Genomic DNA, 21,244 nt, shown 5'->3' with positions numbered 1-21,244 from the left:
AAGACAACAAGCAGCAGCAAGAGCCTGTGGCGACCGTGGCCGAGGCCCCGGTCGAGACCGCGGCATCGACGGCGCCCACCGGCGACCGCGAGCCGCGCGAGGCGCGCCGCGGAGGCCGTGAGCGCAACCCCAACCGCGACCGCGGTAGCCGCGACAGCGACAAGAGCCAGTTCCTGGAGCGCGTCGTGACCATCAACCGTGTCTCGAAGGTCGTGAAGGGTGGTCGTCGCTTCAGCTTCACCGCCCTCGTGGTCGTCGGTGACGGCAACGGCATGGTCGGCGTCGGCTACGGCAAGGCCCGCGAAGTCCCGCTCGCGATCGCGAAGGGCGTCGAAGAGGCGAAGAAGAACTTCTTCCGCGTCCCGCGCGTCGGCTCGACCATCCCGCACCCCACCCAGGGTGAGGCAGCAGCCGGTGTGGTGCTCCTGCGCCCCGCCGCCGCTGGTACCGGTGTCATCGCCGGTGGTCCCGTCCGCGCCGTCCTCGAGTGCGCCGGCATCCACGACGTGCTGAGCAAGTCGCTCGGTTCGTCCAACACGATCAACATCGTCCACGCGACCGTCACGGCGCTGAAGCAGCTCGAGGAACCTCGTGCCGTCGCAGCCCGTCGTGGTCTCGAGTTCGACCAGGTCGCTCCGGCCCGCCTGCTCCGTGCAGAGGCAGAGGCCGTTCAGGCGGCCGCTGCTGCGAAGGTAGGTGCCTGATGGCCCAGCTGAGGATCACCCAGATCAAGGGCAGAATTAGTGAGAAGCAGAACCAGCGCGACACGCTTCGCAGCCTGGGTCTCCGTCGCATCGGTGCTGTCGTCGTCCGCCCGGACAACGCGCAGAACCGCGGCTACGTGAACACTGTTGCTCACCTCGTACAGGTTGAGGAGATCGACTAATGGCTGAGAAGAACGAAACCACTGAGGAGAAGGCCCCCAAGGCCGCTGCCAAGGCAGCTCCGAAGACGGCTGCCGCGAAGGCCGAGCCCAAGGCGAAGGCGGCCCCCAAGGCCACCGCAGCCAAGAAGCCCGCGAAGGACGAGCCCGCCGAGAAGCGCGAGCAGGTCCTGAAGGTGCACCACCTCCGTCCCGCCGCCGGTGCCAAGAAGTCCCGGATGCGCGTCGGCCGTGGTGAGGCGTCCAAGGGTAAGACCGCCGGTCGCGGTACCAAGGGTACGAAGGCGCGTTACAACGTCAAGGTCGGCTTCGAGGGTGGGCAGATGCCGCTGCACATGCGCACCCCGAAGCTCCGTGGCTTCAAGAACCCCTTCCGCGTCGAGTACCAGGTCGTGAACCTGGAGAAGCTCGCCGAGCTGTACCCGAAGGGTGGCGACGTCACCACGGTGGACCTCGTCGCCAAGGGTGCCGTCCGGAAGAACGAGAAGGTCAAGGTTCTCGGAAACGGTGACATCTCGGTTAAGCTGAATGTCGCGGTTGACAAGGTCTCCGGCTCAGCTGAGCAGAAGATCGTGGCAGCCGGGGGCAGCGTCAAGTAGCCCTCGGCCGGCTCCGCACAGGAGCTCACTCGGGTGGCCGGCATCATGCCGGTCACCCGGGCCGACCCCGCAACATCTCACAGGAGGCCCCTTTTGTTCAGCGCCATCGGCCGGATCTTCCGGACCCCGGATCTTCGTCGCAAGATCGGGTTCACACTCGGGATCATCGCCATCTACCGGCTGGGGTCCTTCATCCCCGCTCCGTTCGTGAACTTCCCGAACGTGCAGCAGTGCCTCGCGAACCAGCAGGCCGCCGGCGCATCAGGCCTCTACGAGCTCGTCAACCTCTTCAGTGGTGGCGCGCTCCTCCAACTCTCCATTTTCGCGCTGGGCATCATGCCCTACATCACCGCGTCGATCATCGTCCAACTCCTCCGCGTGGTCATCCCGCACTTCGAGACGCTGCACAAAGAAGGCCAGGCCGGCCAGGGCAAGCTGACGCAGTACACGCGGTACCTCACGATCTTCCTCGGCATCCTCCAGTCGACGACGCTCATCACGGTCGCCAAGAGCGGTGCACTGTTCGGCAACCAGGGCGGCGTCTGCGCCGACCTCATCACCGCCCAGGGCGGCACCTGGTACGGCATGCTCCTCATGGTCGTCACCATGACCGCGGGCACCGGCCTCGTCATGTGGATGGCCGAGCTCGTGACCGAGCGCGGCGTCGGCAACGGCATGTCGCTCCTCATCTTCACCTCGATCGCAGCCACGTTCCCGGGCTCGCTGGCCGCCATCTGGACCGCGAAGGGCCCGGAGGTCTTCCTCCTCGTGCTCGCCGTCGGCCTCGTGATCGTCGGACTCGTCGTCTTCGTCGAGCAGTCGCAACGTCGCATCCCCGTGCAGTACGCGAAGCGCATGGTCGGACGCCGGACGTACGGCGGCAACAACACCTACATCCCCATCAAGGTCAACATGGCCGGTGTGGTGCCCGTCATCTTCGCGTCGTCGATCCTGTACCTGCCGGCCCTCATCGCGCAGTTCAACCAGCCGACGACCGGCACTCCGGCGCCCTGGGTCCTGTGGATCCAGCAGTACCTCACCAAGGGTGACCACCCGCTGTACATGCTCATGTACTTCCTGCTCATCGTCGGCTTCACCTACTTCTACGTCGCGATCACCTTCAACCCTGAAGAGGTCGCCGACAACATGAAGAAGTACGGCGGGTTCATCCCCGGCATCCGTGCCGGACGCCCGACGGCCGAGTACCTCGACTACGTGCTGACCCGCGTGACCCTGCCCGGATCGATCTACCTGGGGTTGATCGCCCTCCTGCCGCTCATCGCGCTGGCCCTGGTCGGTGCGAACGCGAACTTCCCGTTCGGTGGGGCCTCGATCCTCATCATCGTGGGTGTCGGACTCGAGACGGTCAAGCAGATCGACTCGCAACTCCAGCAGCGCCACTACGAAGGGCTCCTGCGTTGAGCGCGGCGGCCGGCAAGCCCCGTCTGCTCATCGTCGGTCCTCCGGGATCCGGCAAGGGCACCCAGGCGGCCTTCCTCGCGGAGCGCTTCGACATCCCCGCGATCTCGACGGGCGACATCTTCCGCGCGAACATCAAGGAGGGTACGGCGCTCGGGAAGCAGGTCCAGGCGATCGTGAGCGAGGGCGGGTACGTCCCCGACTCCTTGACGAACGAGATCGTCCGCGACCGGCTCCACCAGCCCGACGCCGTCGAGGGGTTCCTGCTCGACGGGTACCCGCGGACCACCGACCAGGTCGTCGCGCTCGACGCTCTGCTCGCTGAGAACGACGCGAGCCTCGACGCCGTCGTGCAGCTGCAGGCCGACACGGAAGAGGTCGTCTCACGACTCCTCAAGCGTGCCGCCGAGCAGGGTCGCACCGACGACACGGAGGAGGTCATCCGCCACCGGCTCGACCTCTACGCGCACGAGACCGCGCCGCTGATCGAGGTCTTCACGGCCCGGGGGCTCGTCGTGGCAGTCGACGGCCTCGGCGAGGTCGACGACGTGACCGCGCGGATCGACGCGGCCCTCGCCGCTCGCGGCATCATCGTTCCGGCCGTCTGACGCACCGACACATCCACCACGGTGTTCCGGAAGTCGATCTACAAGACCCCTGACCAGATCCGCGCCATGATCGCGCCGGGGCTGGCCACCGCGGCCTCGCTCGATGCGGTGCGTGCGCTCGTCGCCCCCGGGGTGACGACGCTGCAACTCGACGCGGCTGCCGAGGCGGCGATCGTCGCGGCCGGCGGGCACTCCAACTTCAAGCTCGTCCCCGGCTACCGGCACACGGTCTGCACCTCGGTCAACGAGGACGTGGTCCACGGCATCCCCGGGTCGCGCGTGCTGCAGGCGGGCGACATCGTGTCGATCGACAGCGGCGCCGAGATCGACGGCTGGAACGGCGACTCCGCGATGACCATCGTGCTCACCGATCCCACGCGCCCGGAGCTCGTCACCGAGCGCGAGCGCCTCTCGGCGGTGACGGAGGGCTCGCTGTGGGCCGGGATCGCCGAACTCGCGACCGCCCGACACCTCAACCAGGTCGGTGCCGCGATCGAGGAGTACGTCGAGGACCACTCACCCGAGGGGAAGCCCTACGGGATCCTCACAGACTACGTCGGGCACGGCATCGGACGCACGATGCACGAGGCACCGCCGGTGTTCAACTACCGGGTCCGTCAGCGCGGACCCGAAGTGAAGCCCGGACTCGTGGTGGCCATCGAACCCATGGTGGTCGCCGGGAGCCCAGACACCTTCGTCCGCGACGACGAATGGACGGTCGCCACGCTGGACGGTGGCTCGGCGGCGCACTGGGAGCACAGCGTCGCCGTGCACCGCGACGGCATCTGGGTCCTGACCGCTCACGATGGCGGGGCCGCGGCCCTCGCCGCCTTCGGCGTCACCCCGGTCCGTCCAGCCTGACCGCCCGCCAGGTCGCCGGCCGGACCTCGTCCGTCCCGGTAGAGTTGCTCGGCATGAGCGTGCCGATCGTGTTCCTTCTCGACGTCCTCCCCGCAGACACCGTCCTCGAACACGCCGACCTCGCGGCCACGATCACGCCGGCCGGCGACGGGTCCGGCGTCTTGAGCGTCTTCGATCTGGGTCCCGCGCGGGGGGACGGGATCTTCGAGACGATCGGTGTCGTTGGCCGGCACCCGCAGTCGGTCGAGGCGCACCTCGATCGGCTGACCGAGTCGGCGGCGATTCTCGATCTGCCCGCGCCGAACCACGCTCAGTGGCGAGTCGCCATCGCCCGCGCGGTCGCGGAACTCCCCGTCGTCGATCAGAGCGCCGTCCGACTCGTCGTGACGCGGGGGAGTGGCGGACGCCCGACCGCGTGGGTCTCGGCGACGCCGGCTGACGGGTTCCCCGAGCGCGAGAACGGCATCGAGGTCGTCCTGCTCGACCGAGGCCTCGCGAGCGACGTGCAGCAGCGTTCGCCGTGGCTGCTCGCCGGTGCCAAGACGCTGTCGTACGCGGTCAACATGGCCGCGCTCCGTGAGGCGCACCGTCGCGGAGCTGACGACGTGCTCTTCGTCAGCAGCGACGGCTTCGTCCTCGAGGGCCCGACCTCCACCGTGGTCGTGCGGATCGACGGGACCTTCGTGACGCCGCCGCCGTCGAGCGGCATCCTCCCCGGCACCACGCAGCTCGCGCTCTGGGCCCATCTCGAGGAGCAGGGGCTCGCGCACGAGTACCGGATGCTGACACCGGAGGACGTGCTCGACGCGGAAGCGGCGTGGCTGCTCTCCAGCGTCCGACTGGCAGCGCCGGTGCGTGCGGTGGACGGACGTGCGCTGGCGATGGACGCCGGTCTCACGACGCAGATCAACGACGCGCTGCTCTCCCGCACCGACTGAGAGGTCGTGGCCGACGTTGAGTTGGCGAAACCCGGAAACATAGCATAGAATCGATCTTTGGTGCTTTCTGCATGCCTTCGGCGAGCCGACATCCGCACCGCAATCCATCCGCACGACCAGTGCGACTCAACCTGAGCGACAGTGAGGCTATGGCCAAAAAAGACGGCGTCATCGAGATCGAGGGCCAAGTGGTCGAGGCTCTGCCCAACGCGATGTTCCGCGTTGAGCTGACCAACGGACACAAGGTACTTGCCCACATTTCGGGCAAAATGCGTCAGCACTACATCCGCATCCTCCCAGAGGACCGCGTGATCGTGGAACTGACCCCCTACGACCTGACCCGTGGTCGGATCGTCTATCGCTACAAGTAGGTCGCGCTGTAAGTAACGGCCGGACGCGCCTCCACCACCCGGTGGTGGGCCCGGCACGATGACAGCGAAAAGAGAGAACTATGAAGGTCAAGCCCAGCGTCAAGAAGATCTGCGACAAGTGCAAGGTCATCCGTCGCAACGGCCGCGTCATGGTCATCTGCGAGAACCCGCGCCACAAGCAGCGCCAGGGTTGATCTCAGAGGACCTGCAGCACGCAGCCCTGAGCAACACAGCACCACCCCTCTAACGGCAGTTCCAGATCCCGCAGCACATCGTGCGCCGCGGGTGACACCTCGGGTCGGAGGCCCGAGCACCGGAACTGCTCCACACCTCCACAACTCCTAGGAGAAGCCACCATGGCACGTCTCGCCGGCGTAGACATCCCACGCGACAAGCGCGTGGAAGTTGCACTGACGTACATCTACGGTGTTGGCCGCACGCGGTCACTCAAGACCCTCGCCGACACCGGCATCAGCGGAGACATCCGCGTGAAGGATCTCACCGATGACCAGCTGATCGCCCTGCGCGATTACATCGAGGGCACCTTCAAGGTCGAGGGTGACCTCCGCCGTGAGGTCGCCGCCGACATCCGCCGCAAGGTGGAGATCGGGTCCTACCAGGGCATCCGTCACCGTCGTGGACTTCCGGTCCGCGGCCAGCGCACCAAGACCAACGCGCGCACCCGCAAGGGCCCGAAGCGCACCGTCGCCGGCAAGAAGAAGGCTCGCTAGGCCCCGCCTAGTCGCCTCGTCATAGGACTCAGGAGATATTCATGGCAGCACCAAAGTCGGCCGTTCGGAAGCCGCGTAAGAAGGAAAAGAAGAACATCGCCGTGGGCCAGGCCCACATCAAGTCGACGTTCAACAACACGATCGTCTCGATCACCGACCCCTCGGGCGCGGTCATCAGCTGGGCTTCGTCCGGTGGCGTCGGCTTCAAGGGTTCGCGTAAGTCGACCCCGTTCGCCGCACAGCTCGCCGCCGAGTCGGCTGCGCGTCAGGCGCAGGAGCACGGCATGAAGAAGGTCGACGTCTTCGTCAAGGGACCCGGCTCCGGCCGCGAGACCGCGATCCGTTCGCTCCAGGCCGCGGGCCTCGAGGTCGGCTCGATCAACGACGTCACGCCTCAGGCACACAACGGCTGCCGCCCCCCGAAGCGTCGCCGCGTCTAATTCCTTCGGTTCACCGGCCGTGATCCGTCCGTAGCGATCGTCTGATCGCCGCGGACGGATCACGGCATGGTCCTGGTGACCAGGGCCAGCGAACACCATTCACTACCTCGCCAACGCAAGTGTCATATAGCGGACACTTAGCCGAAAGGAATCCATAGTGCTCATCGCACAGCGCCCTACGCTCACCGAAGAATCCATCTCGGAGTTCCGCAGCCGGTTCATCATCGAGCCGCTCGAGCCAGGCTTCGGCTACACCCTCGGGAACTCGCTCCGTCGCACCCTGCTGTCGTCCATCCCGGGTGCAGCCGTCACCAGCATCCGCATCGACGGCGTGCTGCACGAGTTCAGCACGATCCCCGGTGTCAAGGAAGACGTCACCGAGATCATCCTGAACATCAAGGGCCTCGTCGTCTCCAGCGAGCACGACGAGCCGATCACGGCGTACCTCCGCAAGACCGGCGCAGGCCAGGTCACCGCAGCGGACATCTCGGCTCCGGCCGGCGTCGAGGTCCACAACCCGGACCTCGTCATCGCGACCCTCAACGACAAGGCGAAGTTCGAGCTCGAGCTCACGATCGAGCGTGGCCGCGGCTACGTGTCGGCCACGCAGAACCGCAACGAGTTCAGCGAAGCCGGTCAGATCCCCGTCGACTCGATCTACTCGCCCGTCCTCAAGGTGACCTACCGCGTCGAGGCGACTCGTGCCGGTGAGCGCACCGACTTCGACCGCCTGGTCGTCGACGTCGAGTCGAAGCCGGCCATCACGCCGCGCGACGCCATCGCGTCGGCCGGTCGCACGCTGACCGAGCTGTTCGGCCTGGCTCGCGAGCTCAACACCGCCGCAGAGGGCATCGAGATCGGCCCCGCGCCGGTCGACGCCGTGCTGCCGGGTGAGCTCTCGATCCCGATCGAGGACCTCGACCTCTCCGTGCGCTCGTACAACTGCCTCAAGCGCGAGGGCATCAACAACGTCAGCGAGCTCGTCGCGCTGTCGGAGACGCAGCTCATGAACATCCGCAACTTCGGACAGAAGTCGGTGGATGAAGTTCGCGACAAGCTCACCGAAATGGGCCTCTCGCTGAAGGACTCGGTTCCCGGGTTCGACGGCGCCCACTTCTACAGCGGCTACGACGACGAGACCGTCTCCTAGCACGCGATCCACCTGACGACTTTCCAACCTGAAGAGAGACAAGAATGCCTACTCCCACCAAGGGACCCCGCCTCGGAGGCGGACCTGCCCACGAGCGTCTCCTGCTCGCCAACCTCGCTGCTGCGCTGTTCACCCACAAGCGCATCCAGACCACCGAGACCAAGGCGAAGCGCCTGCGTCCGCTCGCTGAGCGCCTGATCACCTTCGCGAAGCGCGGCGACCTGCACGCCCGCCGTCGGGTGCTCGCGACCATCACCGACAAGAGCGTCGTCCACGAGCTCTTCACGGAGATCGCGCCCCTCGTCGCCGACCGTCAGGGTGGCTACACGCGCATCATCAAGACCGGTTACCGCAAGGGCGACAACGCTCCGATGGCCGTGATCGAGCTCGTCCTCGAGCCCGTCACGCCGAAGGCGAAGCCGGCCAAGCAGTCCGCGAAGCACGCCGCAGCGCCGGTCGACGAGGCTCCGGCCGAGGAGACCCCCGCCGAGGTCGAGGCCGATGCAGAGGCGACGGAAGCCGTCGAGGCGACCGAGACCGACGGCGAGTCCGTCGACGCCGGCGAGGCCACTGACGAGGCTCCCGCGAAGGACGCCAAGTAGGTTCAGCGACACACGAACGGAACCCCGCTCTCCACCTGGAGAGCGGGGTTCCGTCGTTCCTGGCGGCGCTGCGACGGTGTCCTAGGCTGGAGACATGAGTACCACTCCCGCCGTTCCGGCCGGCCAGCCGGCCCTGCCACAGCACCCCGACGTCGACCAGTGGCGTCCGGCGGTCCGCGCGGACATCGACGACATCGTGGCGCTGTGCCGCGCCATGGATCCGTTCGACAACCCCCACCGGGTGACGAGCCGCGACGAGATCACGGACCAGTTCGACCACGCGTGGATCGACATGGCTGCGGACAGCCTGCTGGCGATCGCAGCCGACGGCACGCTGGTCGCCTACGCGATGGTGATCCTGTCGCCGTCACGAGACGTGTCCGTGTATTCGTACGTCTTCGGCGGCGTGCATCCCGCATGGCGTGAGCGCGGGATCGGCCGAGCGTTGCTCGCGTGGTCGATGGAACGATCCGAGCAGCAGCTGGCTTCCGTGGAGACGGGTGCTCCGGCTTCCTCTCGTGCCTACGTCGATGAACGGAACCCCGGGGCGGCGCGGCTGTTGGAGCGGTTCGGCTTCGCCGTGGCGCGGTACTTCACGATCATGGAACGCGATCTCTCCGCGCCCGTCGACGAGATCGACGTGCCCGACGGTGTCCGGCTCGAGGCGTACCACCCGGACGTGGCCGAACGCACGAGAGAGGCTCGGAACGACTCGTTCCGGGATCACTGGGGCAGCCTGGAGACGGTCCCGGCGATGTGGGAGCAGTTCGTCGGCGGGTCCCACTTCCGAGCCGACCTCTCGGTGGTGGCGATCGACGACGACGGACGGGTCGTCGGCTTCACGCTGACCGAGGTGGACGAGGACAGCTGGTCCGCGCAAGGGTTCACCAGCGCGTACATCGCCCTCGTCGGGACCGTGCGCGACTGGCGTGGCCGACGACTCGCACCGGCACTGCTCGCCACGGCGCTTCGTCGGATCCAGGCAGCCGGCCTCGAGCGGGCGACGCTGGAGGTCGACACGGCAAGCCCCACGGGTGCACTCGGGCTGTACGAACGACAGGGCTTCGTCGCGACGACGCGTGATCTGGCGTACGTCCGTGAGCGCTGAGCAGGTCGCGGCAGCGGACGTCCTCCCGACCCAGCGGTTCCGGCTCGCCATCGCGTACGACGGCACGGACTTCGCGGGATGGGCGAAGCAGCCGGGGCTCCGGACGGTCGAGGGGGCCCTGGAGGAGGCGCTGTATCGCGTGCTCGGCAAGACCGTCCCGCCGATGCCACGGTTCGTGGTGGCCGGACGGACGGACGCCGGAGTGCACGCGGCCGGTCAGGTGGCCCACCTCGACCTCACCGAGCCACAGCTCGCGAAGATCACCCGATTGCAGGGGCGCCACGCCGAGTACCACGACGGTACGCCGCGGAACGAGACCGCGAGCTCCCTCCTGGCACGTCGATTGAACGGCGTGCTCGGGATGGACCGTGACGTCGTGATCCACACGGCGGAACCGGCGCCGGAGGGCTTCGACGCGCGATTCTCGGCGGTCTGGCGTCACTACCGCTACCGCCTCGCGGACGCCGACGTCCGGAAGGACCCGATCCTCCGGCGGACGACGAGCTGGACGACGACGTCGCTCGACGTCGAGCTGCTCCACCGGGCGGCCACCTCGCTCGTCGGGCTCCACGACTTTCAGGCGTACTGCAAACCGAGACCACGCGCGACGACCATCCGGACCCTGCAGTCCTTCAGCTGGGAGCGTGACGAAGCGGGCGTGCTCGTGGCGAGCCTCACCGCCGATGCGTTCTGCCACAGCATGGTGCGGGCGCTCGTCGGCGCCTGCGTCGCCGTGGGGGAGGGGCGCATGTCGCTCGACGAGGTCGTCCGGCTCCGCGACGGCGGGCGGCGGGAGATCGACTTCCGGGTGATGCCGGCGCGCGGGCTCACCCTCGTCGAGGTCGGTTACCCCGAGCCGGGGCTGCTGCACGCGCGGGCCGCCGAGACCCGTCAGCGACGGAGCCACGAGCACGTGGAAGCGAGCGCCGAGTGAGGTTCCCGGCGGGAATTGACCGCCGGGACGTCGTCGCGTAGACTCTCCCGTTGGTGCCTGCGCCTTCTGCGGCGCGGTACCCGAAGTTGAGCCCTCCACCTCGGGCGTTCCGTTCGGAACACCCAACAGGAGCGGGATTCACGAACGACCAACTCCGACCAGAAAGCAGCACTATTGTGACGCGCACGTATTCCCCGAAGGCCAGTGAGATCACGCACGACTGGGTCGTCATCGACGCCACCGACGTGGTCCTCGGCCGCCTGGCCAGCCACGCTGCAGCGCTCCTGCGCGGCAAGCACAAGGCGACCTTCTCCCCCCACATGGACGGTGGCGACTTCGTCATCATCATCAACGCCGACAAGGTGGCCCTCACCGGCGCCAAGCTCCTGCAGAAGAAGGCCTACCGCCACTCCGGTTACCCGGGCGGGCTCTCGGCCGTCACCTACGCCGAGCTCCTCGAGAAGAACCCGATCCGCGCCGTCGAGAAGGCGATCCGCGGCATGCTGCCGAAGAACACGCTCGGCCGCGACCAGCTGAAGAAGCTCAAGGTCTACACGGGCAGCGAGCACCCGCACGCCGCTCAGCAGCCCAAGCCGTTCACGCTCGACCAGGTCGCCCAGTAAGCACCGGACAAGAAAAAAGGATTACACAGTGGCGAACATCGCAGATTCCATCGAAGAGACCCCGCAGAGCTACTCCACCGAGTCGGCTCCTGAAGCAGCAGTCACCGCGCCTCGCGCCGTGCTGAGCGTCCCCGGCGCAGCCGTCGGCCGTCGCAAGCAGGCCATCGCCCGCGTGCGTCTCGTCCCCGGCAGCGGCACCATCACGGTCAACGGCCGCACGCTCGAGGACTACTTCCCGAACAAGCTGCACCAGCAGCTCATCAACGACCCGTTCACCGTCCTCGACCTGGCCGGCGGCTACGACGTCATCGCACGCATCTCCGGTGGTGGCCCCTCGGGCCAGGCCGGCGCGCTGCGCCTCGGCATCGCTCGCTCGCTGAACCAGATCGACGAGGAGAACAACCGCGCCACCCTGAAGAAGGCCGGCTTCCTCTCCCGTGACGCTCGCGTCAAGGAGCGCAAGAAGGCCGGACTCAAGAAGGCCCGTAAGGCTCCGCAGTTCTCGAAGCGCTAAGCGCTCTCAGGACAAGCGAAGCTCGATGCCTCAGCTGTTTGGTACCGACGGCGTACGCGGACTCGCGAACGCCGACCTGACGGCAGACCTCGCTCTCGGCCTTGCCCAAGCCACCGCAGTGGTGCTTGGGCAAGGCCGTAGTGCTGAGGCCCGCCGTGCCGCCGGGAAGCGCCCGGTCGCCGTGCTCGCACGCGACCCGCGCATCTCCGGCGAGTTCCTGTCCGCCGCCGTCGCGGCGGGCCTGGCGTCCTCGGGCGTCGACGTGCTCGAGGCCGGCGTGCTGCCCACGCCCGCGACGGCGTTCCTCATCGCCGACATCGACGCCGACTTCGGCGTGATGATCTCCGCCTCGCACAACCCTGCGCCCGACAACGGGATCAAGATCTTCGCCCGCGGCGGCACGAAGCTGCCCGACGCGGTGGAACGCCGGATCGAGGAGTACCTCGACCGCCCCAAGCTCAGCCCGACCGGCGCCGATGTCGGCCGGATCATCCGCTTCGCCGACGCCGAGGACCGCTACGTCCTCCACCTGCTCGGCAGTCTCCCGAACCGCCTGGACGGCATCCATGTCGTCCTCGACTGCGCGCACGGCGCGGCTGCGGGAGTGTCGCCGGAGACCTTCCGCGACGCCGGGGCCAAGGTCACGATCATCGGCAACGACCCCGACGGCATGAACATCAACGACGGCGTCGGCTCCACGCACCTCGACCTCCTGTCCAAGGCGGTCCTCGAGCACGGTGCCGACCTCGGCATCGCACACGACGGCGACGCCGACCGCTGCCTCGCGGTCGACGCTGCGGGCAAGGTCGTCGACGGCGACCAGATCATGGCCATCCTCGCGGTCTCGATGCAGGAGCGAGGCAGGCTCAAGGACGACACGCTCGTCGCCACGGTGATGAGCAACCTCGGCCTGCACGTCGCGATGCGCGAGCACGGCATCAACGTCGTCCAGACCGGGGTCGGCGACCGCTACGTCCTCGAGGCGATGAACGCGAACGCCTATTCGCTCGGCGGCGAGCAGTCGGGTCACGTCATCATGGCCGACTACGCGACCACCGGCGACGGCATCCTCACCGGCCTGCACATCGTGGCCGAGATGGCGCGCACCGGGAAGACGCTCGCGGAGCTCGCCGCGGTGATGCAGGTGTATCCGCAGATCCTCGTCAACGTCACGGGTGTCGACCGCACGCGCCTCGTCGGCGACGAGGTCGTCGATGCTGCCGTACAGGCTGCCGAAGCAGAGCTCGGAGACGACGGACGCGTGCTGTTGCGGCCGTCCGGCACCGAGCAGCTCGTCCGCGTCATGGTCGAGGCGGCCGACCAGCCGACCGCCGACCGCCTGGCGCACCGCCTCGCCGACGTCGTCCGCGAACGACTCGCCATCTGAGTCGTCCGGCGGCGGGTCGGCACCTCAGCTGTGGAAGAGTGATCGCATGACTTCGACGACGACGGGTGGTGCCTCCGGGCAGCCGACGCCCTACGTGGAGATCGACCGTGCCGAATGGGCGCGACTCGCTCCGGAGACGGCCACACCGCTCAGCGAGACCGAGGTCGTGCAGATCCGTGGCCTCGGCGACCGTCTCGACATGCGTGAGGTCGAAGAGGTCTATGTGCCGCTCAGCCGACTGTTGAGCCTCTACGCGAAGGGCACCCAGGACCTCGGCCGCGCGACGAGCCGGTTCCTCGGCGACCAGGCGCTCCGGACGCCGTTCGTGATCGGCGTGGCGGGTTCCGTCGCCGTCGGCAAGTCGACGATCGCGCGGCTGCTGCGCGAACTGCTGTCGCGCTGGCCGGACACCCCGCACGTCGAGCTCGTGACGACCGACGGCTTCCTCTATCCGAACGAGGAACTCCAGCGGCGCGGCATCATGGATCGCAAGGGCTTCCCCGAGTCGTACGACCGCCGGGCGCTCCTGCGGTTCATCACCGCCGTGAAGAGTGGCGCCGCCGAGGTGCGGGCACCGTTCTACTCGCATCTGCGCTACGACATCATCCCGACGGCGCAGGTCGTCGTCCGGCGCCCCGACGTCCTGATCGTCGAGGGCTTGAACGTGCTGCAACCGGCCGCGACGGCCAGCGGACTCGCGATCAGCGACTTGTTCGACTTCAGCATCTACGTCGACGCACGGACGCGCGACATCGAGTCCTGGTACGTCGACCGCTTCATGGCGCTCAAGCGGGGCGCGTTCTCGAACCCGAACTCCTTCTTCAACGTGTTCGCCGAGCTCTCCGACGAGGAGGCGGCCGATCAGGCACGCGGGTTCTGGCGCTCCATCAACGAACCGAACCTCATCGACAACATCCGCCCGACCCGGTCACGCGCGAAGCTCGTGCTGCGGAAGGACTCCGATCACACGGTGTCCTCGGTGCTGCTCCGCAAGCTCTGAGCAGCGGCAGGGGAAAGGCCCGGCAACCGCTGGATCCCGGCAGCATCGTCCTGCTCCCACGCTGAGCGTCGGCGCCTCGAGGTTGGTGCAGGATCCTCGCAAAATCGCGCGATTATGCTGCTCTACATGTGTGGAATCGTAGGGTACGTCGGGAACGACAAGACGGTGGACGTCCTCATGGGCGGACTCAAGCGGCTCGAGTACCGGGGGTACGACTCCGCCGGGATCGCCGTGCTCGACGCGACGGGCTCACTGAACACCCGGAAGCGCGCCGGGAAGCTGGCCGTCCTCACCGAGGACCTCGCCGCGAACCCCATCGCGCCGGGCTCGACCGGTATCGGTCACACCCGTTGGGCGACCCACGGTGGACCGACGGACCGCAACGCGCACCCGCACCTCGGCGACGAAGGGCGCCTCGCGCTCATCCACAACGGCATCATCGAGAACTTCGCCGAGCTGCGAGCGGAACTCCTCGCGGACGGCTTCACCTTCGAGAGCGACACCGACACCGAGATCGCCGCCGTGCTCATCGGCCGCGAGTACCGCTCTACCGGCGACCTCACCGAGGCCTTCCGCCGCGTCGTCGCTCGCCTGGACGGCGCCTTCACGCTGCTCGCCATGCACCAGGACCTGCCCGGCGTCGTCATCGGCGCGCGTCGGAACTCGCCGCTCGTCATCGGGCTCGGCGACGGCGAGAACTTCCTCGGGTCGGACGTCGCCGCGTTCGTGCAGTACACCCAGCGCGCGGTCGCGATCGGCCAGGACCAGATGGTCGTCATCACGCCCGACGACGTGACGGTCACCGACTTCTCCGGCAACCACGTGGTGACCGAGCCGTTCGAGATCCAGTGGGACGCTTCGGCGGCCGACAAGGGCGGCTGGTCGAGCTTCATGGCGAAGGAGATCAGCGAGGAGCCCGACGCGGTCGCGAACACGATCCGCGGGCGGGTCGAGGGCGGCCAGGTCGTCATCCCCGAACTCGCCGGACTCGACGAGCTCTTCCTCGACATCGACCGCATCGTGATCATCGCGTGCGGCACCGCCGCCTACGCCGGCACGGTCGGCACCTACGCGATCGAGCGCTGGGCCGGGATCCCGGTCACCGTGGAGCTCAGCCACGAGTTCCGCTACCGCGACCCGGTCATCGACGCGCGCACGCTCGTCATCTCGGTGAGCCAGTCGGGCGAGACCATGGACACGCTCATGGCGGTGCGTTTCGCGAGCGAGTCCGGCGCGAAGACGCTGTCGATCTGCAACACGCAGGGCGCCACGATCGCGCGTGAGTCGGACGCCGTGGTGTACACCCACGCGGGGCCCGAGGTCGCGGTCGCGTCCACGAAGGCGTTCACCGCCCAGATCACGGCGCTGTACCTGTTCGGGCTGCACCTCGCGCGGGTGCGCGGCACCCAGACGCCGGCGTTCCTGGCGTCGCAGGTCGAGGAGCTGCAGGGCGTGCCCGACAAGATCGCCAGCATCCTCGGGGCCTCCGAGAAGATCGCGCAGCTCGCGCACTGGATGGCCGACTCCCGGGCCGTGCTCTTCCTCGGACGCCATGTGGGGTACCCGATCGCGCTCGAGGGCGCGCTGAAGCTCAAGGAGCTCGCGTACATCCACGCTGAAGGCTTCGCCGGTGGCGAGCTCAAGCACGGCCCGATCGCCCTCATCGAGCCGGGCCAGCCCGTCTTCGTCGTCGTCCCGAGCCCACGTGGCTCGGCGATCCTGCACCCGAAGGTCATCTCGACCATCGAGGAGATCCGTGCACGCGGTGCCCGGGTCATCGCGATCGCGGAGCAGGGCGACGCCGCCGTCCTGCCCTCGGCCGACGAGGTCATCCCGATCCCGCTCGCCGGTCCGCTGTTCGAGCCCCTGCTCGCCGTCATCCCGCTGCACATCTTCGCGATGGAGCTCGCGACGGCGAAGGGCCTCGACGTCGACCAGCCGCGCAACCTCGCGAAGTCCGTCACGGTCGAGTAGGGACGGTCCGCGGGGTCCGAGGTGGCCCGTCGAGCGAGCCTCCAGGCCGCACACGACGGCCGTAGAGTAGAGGGATGATCATCGGCATCGGGGTGGACCTGGTCGACCTCGCACGGTTCGAACGGGCGATCACGCGCACCCCGAACCTGCTGGCCAGGCTCTTCGTCCCGTCGGAACGCGACCTCCCGCTGCGGTCCCTCGCCGGACGGTTCGCCGCCAAGGAGGCGCTCATCAAGGCACTGGGTTCCTCGGACGGTATCCGGTGGCAGGAGATGGCGATCGTGAACGGCCCGGAGGGGAAGCCCGATTTCGCGCTGTCCGGCGTCACGGCGGGGGTGGTGGCCGAGCGGGGGATCACGAGCATGCACCTGACCATGACGCACGACGCCGGGGTCGCCGTCGCGTTCGTCGTCGCGGAGCGGGAAGGATGACGCCCGTGTCCGAGGTCGACGAGCGCCCGACCCGCGAGGCGATCATCGACCTCGACGCCCTGCGCCACAACGTCCGTCGCCTGCGCGAGCTGACCGGCGTCGGTGAACTCATCGTCGTCGTCAAGGCCGACGCCTACGGGCACGGTGCCGAGGCGATCGCCCGCGCGGCGATCGAGGCCGGGGCCGATCGCCTGGGAGTCGCCGACATCATGGAGGGCGTCGCGCTGCGTGCCGCCGGGATCACGGCACCGATCCTCGCCTGGCTGCACGGCCCGCAGGTTGCGTTCGGCGCCGCACTCGATGCCGGGATCGACCTCGGTCTGTCGTCGGTGGCGCAGCTCGAGCGCGTGATCGAGGCCGCTCGGGATCGGCCGTCCGTCGTGCCGGTCGTCCAGTTCAAACTGGAGACCGGACTCAGCCGGAACGGTGCGGCCGAGGCCGACTGGCCGGAGCTCTTCCGAGCCGCCGCAGCCGCTGAGGCTGCGGGGCTCGTCCGGGTCGACGGGCTGTTCTCGCACGTCTCCAACACCTCCACCGCCGACGACCGGGCCGCCGCTGTCCGCTTCGAACGCGGTGTCGCCCTCGCCGCGGAGGCCGGTCTCACGCCGCGGAGTCTGCACCTCGCCGCATCGGCGGCAGCGCTCGGCGAGCCCTCCCTCCGCTTCGACGCCGTCCGCCTCGGACTCGCGGTGTACGGCCTCTCGCCCTTCGAACCCACCGACGACGTCGACCGCTCGGCCGACGCCTTCGGCCTCAGGCCCGTCATGACCCTCCGGGCGACGGTCGCCGCCGTGCGTCGGGTCGAACCGGGTGCCGGGGTGTCCTACGACTACAGCTACCGGACCAGCACGGCGACGACGCTCGCCCTCATCCCGCTCGGATACGCCGACGGTGTGCCGCGGAGCGCCTCGAACGCCGGTCCGGTCGTCATCAACGGACGCCGCTACCGGGTGTGCGGGCGGATCGCGATGGACCAGTTCGTCGTCGACGTCGGTGACGACGCGGTCGCCGTGGGCGACGACGCCGTGCTCTTCGGCGATCCGGCGTCCGGCGCGCCGCGCGTCGAGGAGTGGGCGGAGGCTGCCGGCACCATCAACTACGAACTCGTCACCCGGATCGGACCGCGCGTAGTCCGGACGACCAGGGAGCGGCCATGACCGATCACGTCCTCACCCCGGGCACCGTCGACGTGGCGACGCCCGAGGAGATGCATGCCTACGGCGTCCGGCTCGGCGCCGCATTGCGCGCCGGGCAGCTTCTCGTCCTGACCGGGCCGCTCGGAGCGGGCAAGACGACGCTCACGCGAGGCATCGGCGAGGGCCTCGGGGTCCGCGGCCCCGTCACCAGCCCCACCTTCGTGCTCGCCAGGACGCACCCGAGCCTCGTCGGTGGTCCGCCGCTCGTCCACGTGGACGCCTACCGGCTCGGCTCGGCTCTCGAACTCGACGACCTCGACATCGACTTCGCCCGATCCGTCGTCGTCGTCGAGTGGGGGGCCGGATTGCTCGACGGCGTGGTCCCCACGTGGTTCGAGCTCGTCATCGAGCGTCCGACCGGAGCCGGCGACGAACCCGCGACGGACGATGCCGGCGAGGAGCCGATCGAGCGCCGGACCCTCACGCTCTCGCGGCACCCCGCCATCGACGCCGGGTAGGCTGGACGACGTGCTGTTGGCGATCGATACATCCGCGGGTTCGAGCGTCGCCGTCGTCACCCTGGGTGGCGAGGTGTTGGCCGAACGGTCCTCCGACGACCCGATGCGGCATGCCGAAGTCATCGGGACGCTCATCGCCGGATGCCTCGACGACGCCGGGATCGAGGTCGCCGCGCTGACCGGGCTGGTCGCGGGCATGGGCCCTGGGCCGTTCACCGGACTCCGGATCGGGATCGCCGCGGCCCGCAGCTTCGGGATCGGCGCAAGCCTCCCGGTGCACCCCGTGGTGAGCCACGATGCGATCGCGCTCGACGCCTACCGTTCCGGGTCCGCCGCGCCCGATGCCACACTCCTCGTGGTCACCGACGCCCGCCGTCGCGAACGCTACTGGACGAGCTACGCCGGACTCGACGCAGCCGGCCTCCCGGTCCGCGTCCAGGGGCCGGCCCTCGCGAAACCCGACGACCTCCCGACCACCGCATCCGTGCGCCTCGACGCGCTCGTCGTCCCCGCCGGGGCGTTGGGGCAGGTCGCCTCCGCACTCCTCGCCACCGATGGCGGATTCGCGGGGGAGGAGCCGTTGTACCTCCGCTCGCCCGACGTCACGATGTCCGCGGGCGCCAAGCGGGTGACGGCGTGAGCTGGTCGCTGCGCCGCGCGGGTGTCGCCGACCTCGACGCGATCATGGAGCTCGAGCACACCGTCTTCGTGAACGACGCCTGGTCGGCGGACATGATGCGCGCCGAACTGTCGTCGCCGCACGGGTACTACCTCGTCGCGACGGAGGTCGACGCCGACGGCGCGACACTCGCCGGCTACGGCGGACTCTTCGCACCGTCCCGGTCCGACGACGCCGACATCCAGACCATCGCCGTCGCCGGGCACGCCAGAGGACGAGGACTCGGACGACTCCTCATGCAGGCGCTCATCGAGCAGGCCAGGCAGCAGGACGTCACCCAGGTCTTCCTCGAGGTCAGGGCCGACAACCCCGTTGCGATCACGCTGTACCGGAGTCTCGGCTTCGAGGAACTCGGCATCCGCCCCGGCTACTACCAGCCGGACGACGTCGACGCCATCGTCATGCGACTCACGGTCCAGCCGAGGCCGCCCATGCCCGCCCACGGCCAGTCCCCGCTCGACCAGACCGACCAGCACCCCGGGAGCATCGCGTGAACCGAGCAGAACCGCTCGTCCTCGGCATCGAGACGAGCTGCGACGAGACCGGGATCGGCATCGTCCGCGGGCACCACCTGCTGGCGAACACCATCGCCTCGAGCATGGACGAGCACGCGCGGTACGGCGGGGTCGTCCCGGAGGTCGCCGCACGTGCCCACCTCGAGGCGCTCGAGCCGACGCTCACGGCGGCGCTCGCCGAGGCCGGCGTCGCCCTGGCCGACCTCGACGCCGTCGCGGTGACGAGTGGCCCCGGCCTGTCCGGCGCACTCATGGTCGGCGTCGGCGCAGCGAAGGCGCTCGCCGTGTCCCTCGGCAAACCGCTGTACGCCGTGAACCACCTCGTCGGTCATGTCGGCGCGGACGTCCTCGACTCCGAAGACGGGACGATCGAGTACCCGACGATCGCCCTGCTCGTGTCCGGCGGGCACACCTCGCTGCTCCTCGTGCGGGACCTCGTGTCGGACGTCGAACTGCTCGGCGAGACCATCGACGATGCGGCGGGCGAGGCCTTCGACAAGGTCGCGCGCATTCTGGGCCTGCCCTACCCGGGCGGGCCGCAGATCGACCGTGCGGCCGTCGGCGGCGACCCGAAGGCGATCCGCTTCCCCCGCGGACTCAGCCTGCCGAAGGACATGGAGCGGCATCGCTACGACTTCTCCTTCTCCGGCCTGAAGACGGCCGTGGCACGCTGGGTCGAGGCGAAGCAGGACGCGGGGGAGCCGGTCCCCGTCGCGGACGTCGCCGCCAGTTTCCGCGAGGCCGTCGTCGACGTGCTCGTCTCGAAGGCGGTCAGAGCGTGCACCGAGCTCGGCGTGCCCCGCCTGCTGCTGGGGGGCGGCGTCATCGCGAACGCGCGGCTCCGCGAGGTGGCCGCCGAACGCACCACCTCGGCCGGGATCGAACTCCGCATCCCGCCGTTGCAGCTCTGCACCGACAACGGTGCGATGATCGCCGCACTCGCCGCGCAGCTCATCTCCGCCGGGCACGAGCCGTCCTCGCTCGACTTCGGCGCCGACTCGACCCTGCCGGTCACCGAGATCCAGGTGTACTGACCGCTCGACCAGCCGTCTCCCGGCCGTCGACCGGGTGCGCGGACGTCGGCGCATAGGATGGGCCGGTACGCGGTCACGGATCGAAGGAGCGGCGATGGATCAGCACGAGCACCCCGACGGACGACCTCAGCACCAGGACGGTGCAGTGGACGGGCAGTCGCGCCCGCCGCAGGCCGAGCAGCCCATCGGGCAGCCGCAGCAGCAGTGGGGGCAGCAGCCTCCTCACCAGCCGCAGGCCCAGCAGCCCTGGTCGCCGTACCAGCCGCCGCAGCCCTCCCAGCAGGCTGTCGCGCCGCAGGGCCAGCAGCAGCCGTACGCGCCCCAGCAGCCGTACCAGCCCCAGGGCCAGCAGCAGCCCTACCAACCTCAGCAGCCGTACCAGCCCCAGGGCCAGGCCTCCCCTCCACCGGCGGGTTGGCAGGGCGATCACGCGACCTATCTCCAGACGGTGCCGACGGCGGTCTACCAGGCACCGAGCCAGGGCGGCTACGCCGCGTACCAGCAGTCGCAGACGCAGACCACTGCCGCGTCGACCGGGACCTCACGGAGCACCTGGTCGCTCATCACCGGTCTCGTCGGGCTCGTCGTGTCGGTCTTCGTCGGTTGGGGCTTCCCCCTGTCGATCGCGGCCATCGTCCTCGGATTCGGAGCCAGGCGTCGCGAGCCGCAGGGCCGAGGCCGCGCCCTCACCGGCCTCGTGACCGGGTTCGTCAGTCTCGCCTGCTCCGTCGGCTGGCTCGCCTACAGCGTCGTCGTGATCATCGGGTACGTCTCGACCTGATCCTCCTC

At 68.8% G+C, this 21,244-nt stretch carries 27 protein-coding genes; all 27 read left to right on the top strand.

From position 1 onward, the window contains the following. Positions 1-35 precede the first annotated feature (35 nt). The 27 genes from rpsE (at position 36) to BIU99_RS19660 (ending at position 21,236) form a co-directional block, all read left to right on the top strand. Positions 36-704, top strand: a complete 669-nt coding sequence (gene rpsE, locus BIU99_RS03445) for a 30S ribosomal protein S5 (RefSeq protein WP_229939737.1) — start codon at positions 36-38, stop codon at positions 702-704. Next, complete coding sequence (gene rpmD, locus BIU99_RS03440; RefSeq protein ID WP_079001710.1) at positions 704-886, top strand: 50S ribosomal protein L30; 183 nt, start codon at positions 704-706, stop codon at positions 884-886. The genes rpsE and rpmD overlap by 1 nt, the downstream gene beginning before the upstream one ends. Continuing rightward, positions 886-1,482 carry a 50S ribosomal protein L15 gene (rplO, locus tag BIU99_RS03435; protein WP_083397177.1) on the top strand — a complete coding sequence of 199 codons (597 nt, stop codon included), beginning with the start codon at positions 886-888 and terminating at the stop codon, positions 1,480-1,482. Before rpmD ends, rplO begins: the two co-directional genes overlap by 1 nt. A 93-nt stretch (positions 1,483-1,575) precedes the next feature. Beyond that, positions 1,576-2,904 (top strand): preprotein translocase subunit SecY, encoded by a 1,329-nt coding sequence (gene secY, locus BIU99_RS03430; protein WP_064296691.1) that lies wholly within the window; start codon positions 1,576-1,578, stop codon positions 2,902-2,904. Further along, a complete protein-coding gene (locus BIU99_RS03425; protein WP_064296690.1) occupies positions 2,901-3,509 on the top strand; it encodes an adenylate kinase in 609 nt (202 codons plus the stop codon). Before secY ends, BIU99_RS03425 begins: the two co-directional genes overlap by 4 nt. A 21-nt stretch (positions 3,510-3,530) precedes the next feature. Next, positions 3,531-4,370: a type I methionyl aminopeptidase gene (gene map / locus BIU99_RS03420; RefSeq protein WP_079001715.1), complete on the top strand. Its 840-nt coding sequence runs from the start codon at positions 3,531-3,533 to the stop codon at positions 4,368-4,370. Positions 4,371-4,423: 53 nt separating this feature from the next. Further along, positions 4,424-5,308 (top strand): aminodeoxychorismate lyase, encoded by an 885-nt coding sequence (locus BIU99_RS03415; RefSeq protein ID WP_071259505.1) that lies wholly within the window; start codon positions 4,424-4,426, stop codon positions 5,306-5,308. Between the two features lie 149 nt (positions 5,309-5,457). Continuing rightward, positions 5,458-5,679: a translation initiation factor IF-1 gene (infA, locus tag BIU99_RS03410; protein WP_017885304.1), complete on the top strand. Its 222-nt coding sequence runs from the start codon at positions 5,458-5,460 to the stop codon at positions 5,677-5,679. 80 nt (positions 5,680-5,759) lie between these two features. Further along, on the top strand, positions 5,760-5,873 hold the full coding sequence (gene rpmJ, locus BIU99_RS03405; RefSeq protein WP_021759549.1) for a 50S ribosomal protein L36: 114 nt from the start codon (positions 5,760-5,762) through the stop codon (positions 5,871-5,873). A gap of 162 nt (positions 5,874-6,035) precedes the next feature. Next, on the top strand, positions 6,036-6,410 hold the full coding sequence (rpsM, locus tag BIU99_RS03400) for a 30S ribosomal protein S13 (protein WP_064296688.1): 375 nt from the start codon (positions 6,036-6,038) through the stop codon (positions 6,408-6,410). 41 nt (positions 6,411-6,451) lie between these two features. Continuing rightward, positions 6,452-6,850 carry a 30S ribosomal protein S11 gene (gene rpsK / locus BIU99_RS03395; protein WP_056008094.1) on the top strand — a complete coding sequence of 133 codons (399 nt, stop codon included), beginning with the start codon at positions 6,452-6,454 and terminating at the stop codon, positions 6,848-6,850. Between the two features lie 157 nt (positions 6,851-7,007). Continuing rightward, the gene (locus BIU99_RS03390) at positions 7,008-8,000 is read left to right on the top strand and encodes a DNA-directed RNA polymerase subunit alpha (RefSeq protein ID WP_056008091.1); all 993 of its coding nucleotides are present in this window, start codon (positions 7,008-7,010) and stop codon (positions 7,998-8,000) included. A gap of 44 nt (positions 8,001-8,044) precedes the next feature. Continuing rightward, positions 8,045-8,602 (top strand): 50S ribosomal protein L17, encoded by a 558-nt coding sequence (gene rplQ, locus BIU99_RS03385; RefSeq protein WP_071259502.1) that lies wholly within the window; start codon positions 8,045-8,047, stop codon positions 8,600-8,602. Between the two features lie 94 nt (positions 8,603-8,696). Further along, positions 8,697-9,710 (top strand): GNAT family N-acetyltransferase, encoded by a 1,014-nt coding sequence (locus tag BIU99_RS03380; RefSeq protein ID WP_071259499.1) that lies wholly within the window; start codon positions 8,697-8,699, stop codon positions 9,708-9,710. Further along, positions 9,700-10,644 (top strand): tRNA pseudouridine(38-40) synthase TruA, encoded by a 945-nt coding sequence (gene truA / locus BIU99_RS03375; RefSeq protein ID WP_071259496.1) that lies wholly within the window; start codon positions 9,700-9,702, stop codon positions 10,642-10,644. The genes BIU99_RS03380 and truA overlap by 11 nt, the downstream gene beginning before the upstream one ends. 176 nt (positions 10,645-10,820) lie before the next feature. Next, positions 10,821-11,267 (top strand): 50S ribosomal protein L13, encoded by a 447-nt coding sequence (gene rplM / locus BIU99_RS03370; RefSeq protein ID WP_071259493.1) that lies wholly within the window; start codon positions 10,821-10,823, stop codon positions 11,265-11,267. 28 nt (positions 11,268-11,295) lie between these two features. Continuing rightward, positions 11,296-11,781 (top strand): 30S ribosomal protein S9, encoded by a 486-nt coding sequence (rpsI, locus tag BIU99_RS03365; protein ID WP_064296683.1) that lies wholly within the window; start codon positions 11,296-11,298, stop codon positions 11,779-11,781. Between the two features lie 25 nt (positions 11,782-11,806). Then, positions 11,807-13,168 (top strand): phosphoglucosamine mutase, encoded by a 1,362-nt coding sequence (glmM, locus tag BIU99_RS03360; protein ID WP_064296682.1) that lies wholly within the window; start codon positions 11,807-11,809, stop codon positions 13,166-13,168. Positions 13,169-13,214: 46 nt separating this feature from the next. Further along, entirely contained in the window at positions 13,215-14,168 is a 954-nt protein-coding gene (gene coaA / locus BIU99_RS03355; RefSeq protein WP_064296681.1) for a type I pantothenate kinase, read from the top strand. A gap of 126 nt (positions 14,169-14,294) precedes the next feature. Then, positions 14,295-16,142: a glutamine--fructose-6-phosphate transaminase (isomerizing) gene (gene glmS / locus BIU99_RS03350; protein ID WP_064296748.1), complete on the top strand. Its 1,848-nt coding sequence runs from the start codon at positions 14,295-14,297 to the stop codon at positions 16,140-16,142. A gap of 74 nt (positions 16,143-16,216) precedes the next feature. Then, complete coding sequence (locus BIU99_RS03345; RefSeq protein WP_064296680.1) at positions 16,217-16,573, top strand: holo-ACP synthase; 357 nt, start codon at positions 16,217-16,219, stop codon at positions 16,571-16,573. After that, positions 16,570-17,730, top strand: coding sequence for an alanine racemase (gene alr / locus BIU99_RS03340; protein WP_064296679.1), 1,161 nt, complete (start codon positions 16,570-16,572; stop codon positions 17,728-17,730). Before BIU99_RS03345 ends, alr begins: the two co-directional genes overlap by 4 nt. Further along, positions 17,727-18,227, top strand: a complete 501-nt coding sequence (tsaE, locus tag BIU99_RS03335) for a tRNA (adenosine(37)-N6)-threonylcarbamoyltransferase complex ATPase subunit type 1 TsaE (RefSeq protein WP_064296678.1) — start codon at positions 17,727-17,729, stop codon at positions 18,225-18,227. Before alr ends, tsaE begins: the two co-directional genes overlap by 4 nt. Positions 18,228-18,237: 10 nt before the next feature. Continuing rightward, positions 18,238-18,867: a tRNA (adenosine(37)-N6)-threonylcarbamoyltransferase complex dimerization subunit type 1 TsaB gene (gene tsaB / locus BIU99_RS03330; RefSeq protein ID WP_064296677.1), complete on the top strand. Its 630-nt coding sequence runs from the start codon at positions 18,238-18,240 to the stop codon at positions 18,865-18,867. Further along, the gene (gene rimI, locus BIU99_RS03325) at positions 18,864-19,400 is read left to right on the top strand and encodes a ribosomal protein S18-alanine N-acetyltransferase (RefSeq protein WP_064296676.1); all 537 of its coding nucleotides are present in this window, start codon (positions 18,864-18,866) and stop codon (positions 19,398-19,400) included. The genes tsaB and rimI overlap by 4 nt, the downstream gene beginning before the upstream one ends. Beyond that, the gene (gene tsaD, locus BIU99_RS03320) at positions 19,397-20,455 is read left to right on the top strand and encodes a tRNA (adenosine(37)-N6)-threonylcarbamoyltransferase complex transferase subunit TsaD (protein WP_064296675.1); all 1,059 of its coding nucleotides are present in this window, start codon (positions 19,397-19,399) and stop codon (positions 20,453-20,455) included. Before rimI ends, tsaD begins: the two co-directional genes overlap by 4 nt. A 94-nt stretch (positions 20,456-20,549) precedes the next feature. Further along, the gene (locus BIU99_RS19660; RefSeq protein WP_139205333.1) at positions 20,550-21,236 is read left to right on the top strand and encodes a DUF4190 domain-containing protein; all 687 of its coding nucleotides are present in this window, start codon (positions 20,550-20,552) and stop codon (positions 21,234-21,236) included. Positions 21,237-21,244 lie beyond the last annotated feature (8 nt).

This window comes from Plantibacter sp. MMLR14_011 (assembly GCF_001865025.1).
Classification (GTDB): domain Bacteria; phylum Actinomycetota; class Actinomycetes; order Actinomycetales; family Microbacteriaceae; genus Plantibacter; species Plantibacter flavus_A.
The sequence above is the reverse complement of the archived record's forward strand: the minus strand, read 5'-3'. Positions and strand labels throughout refer to the sequence as shown.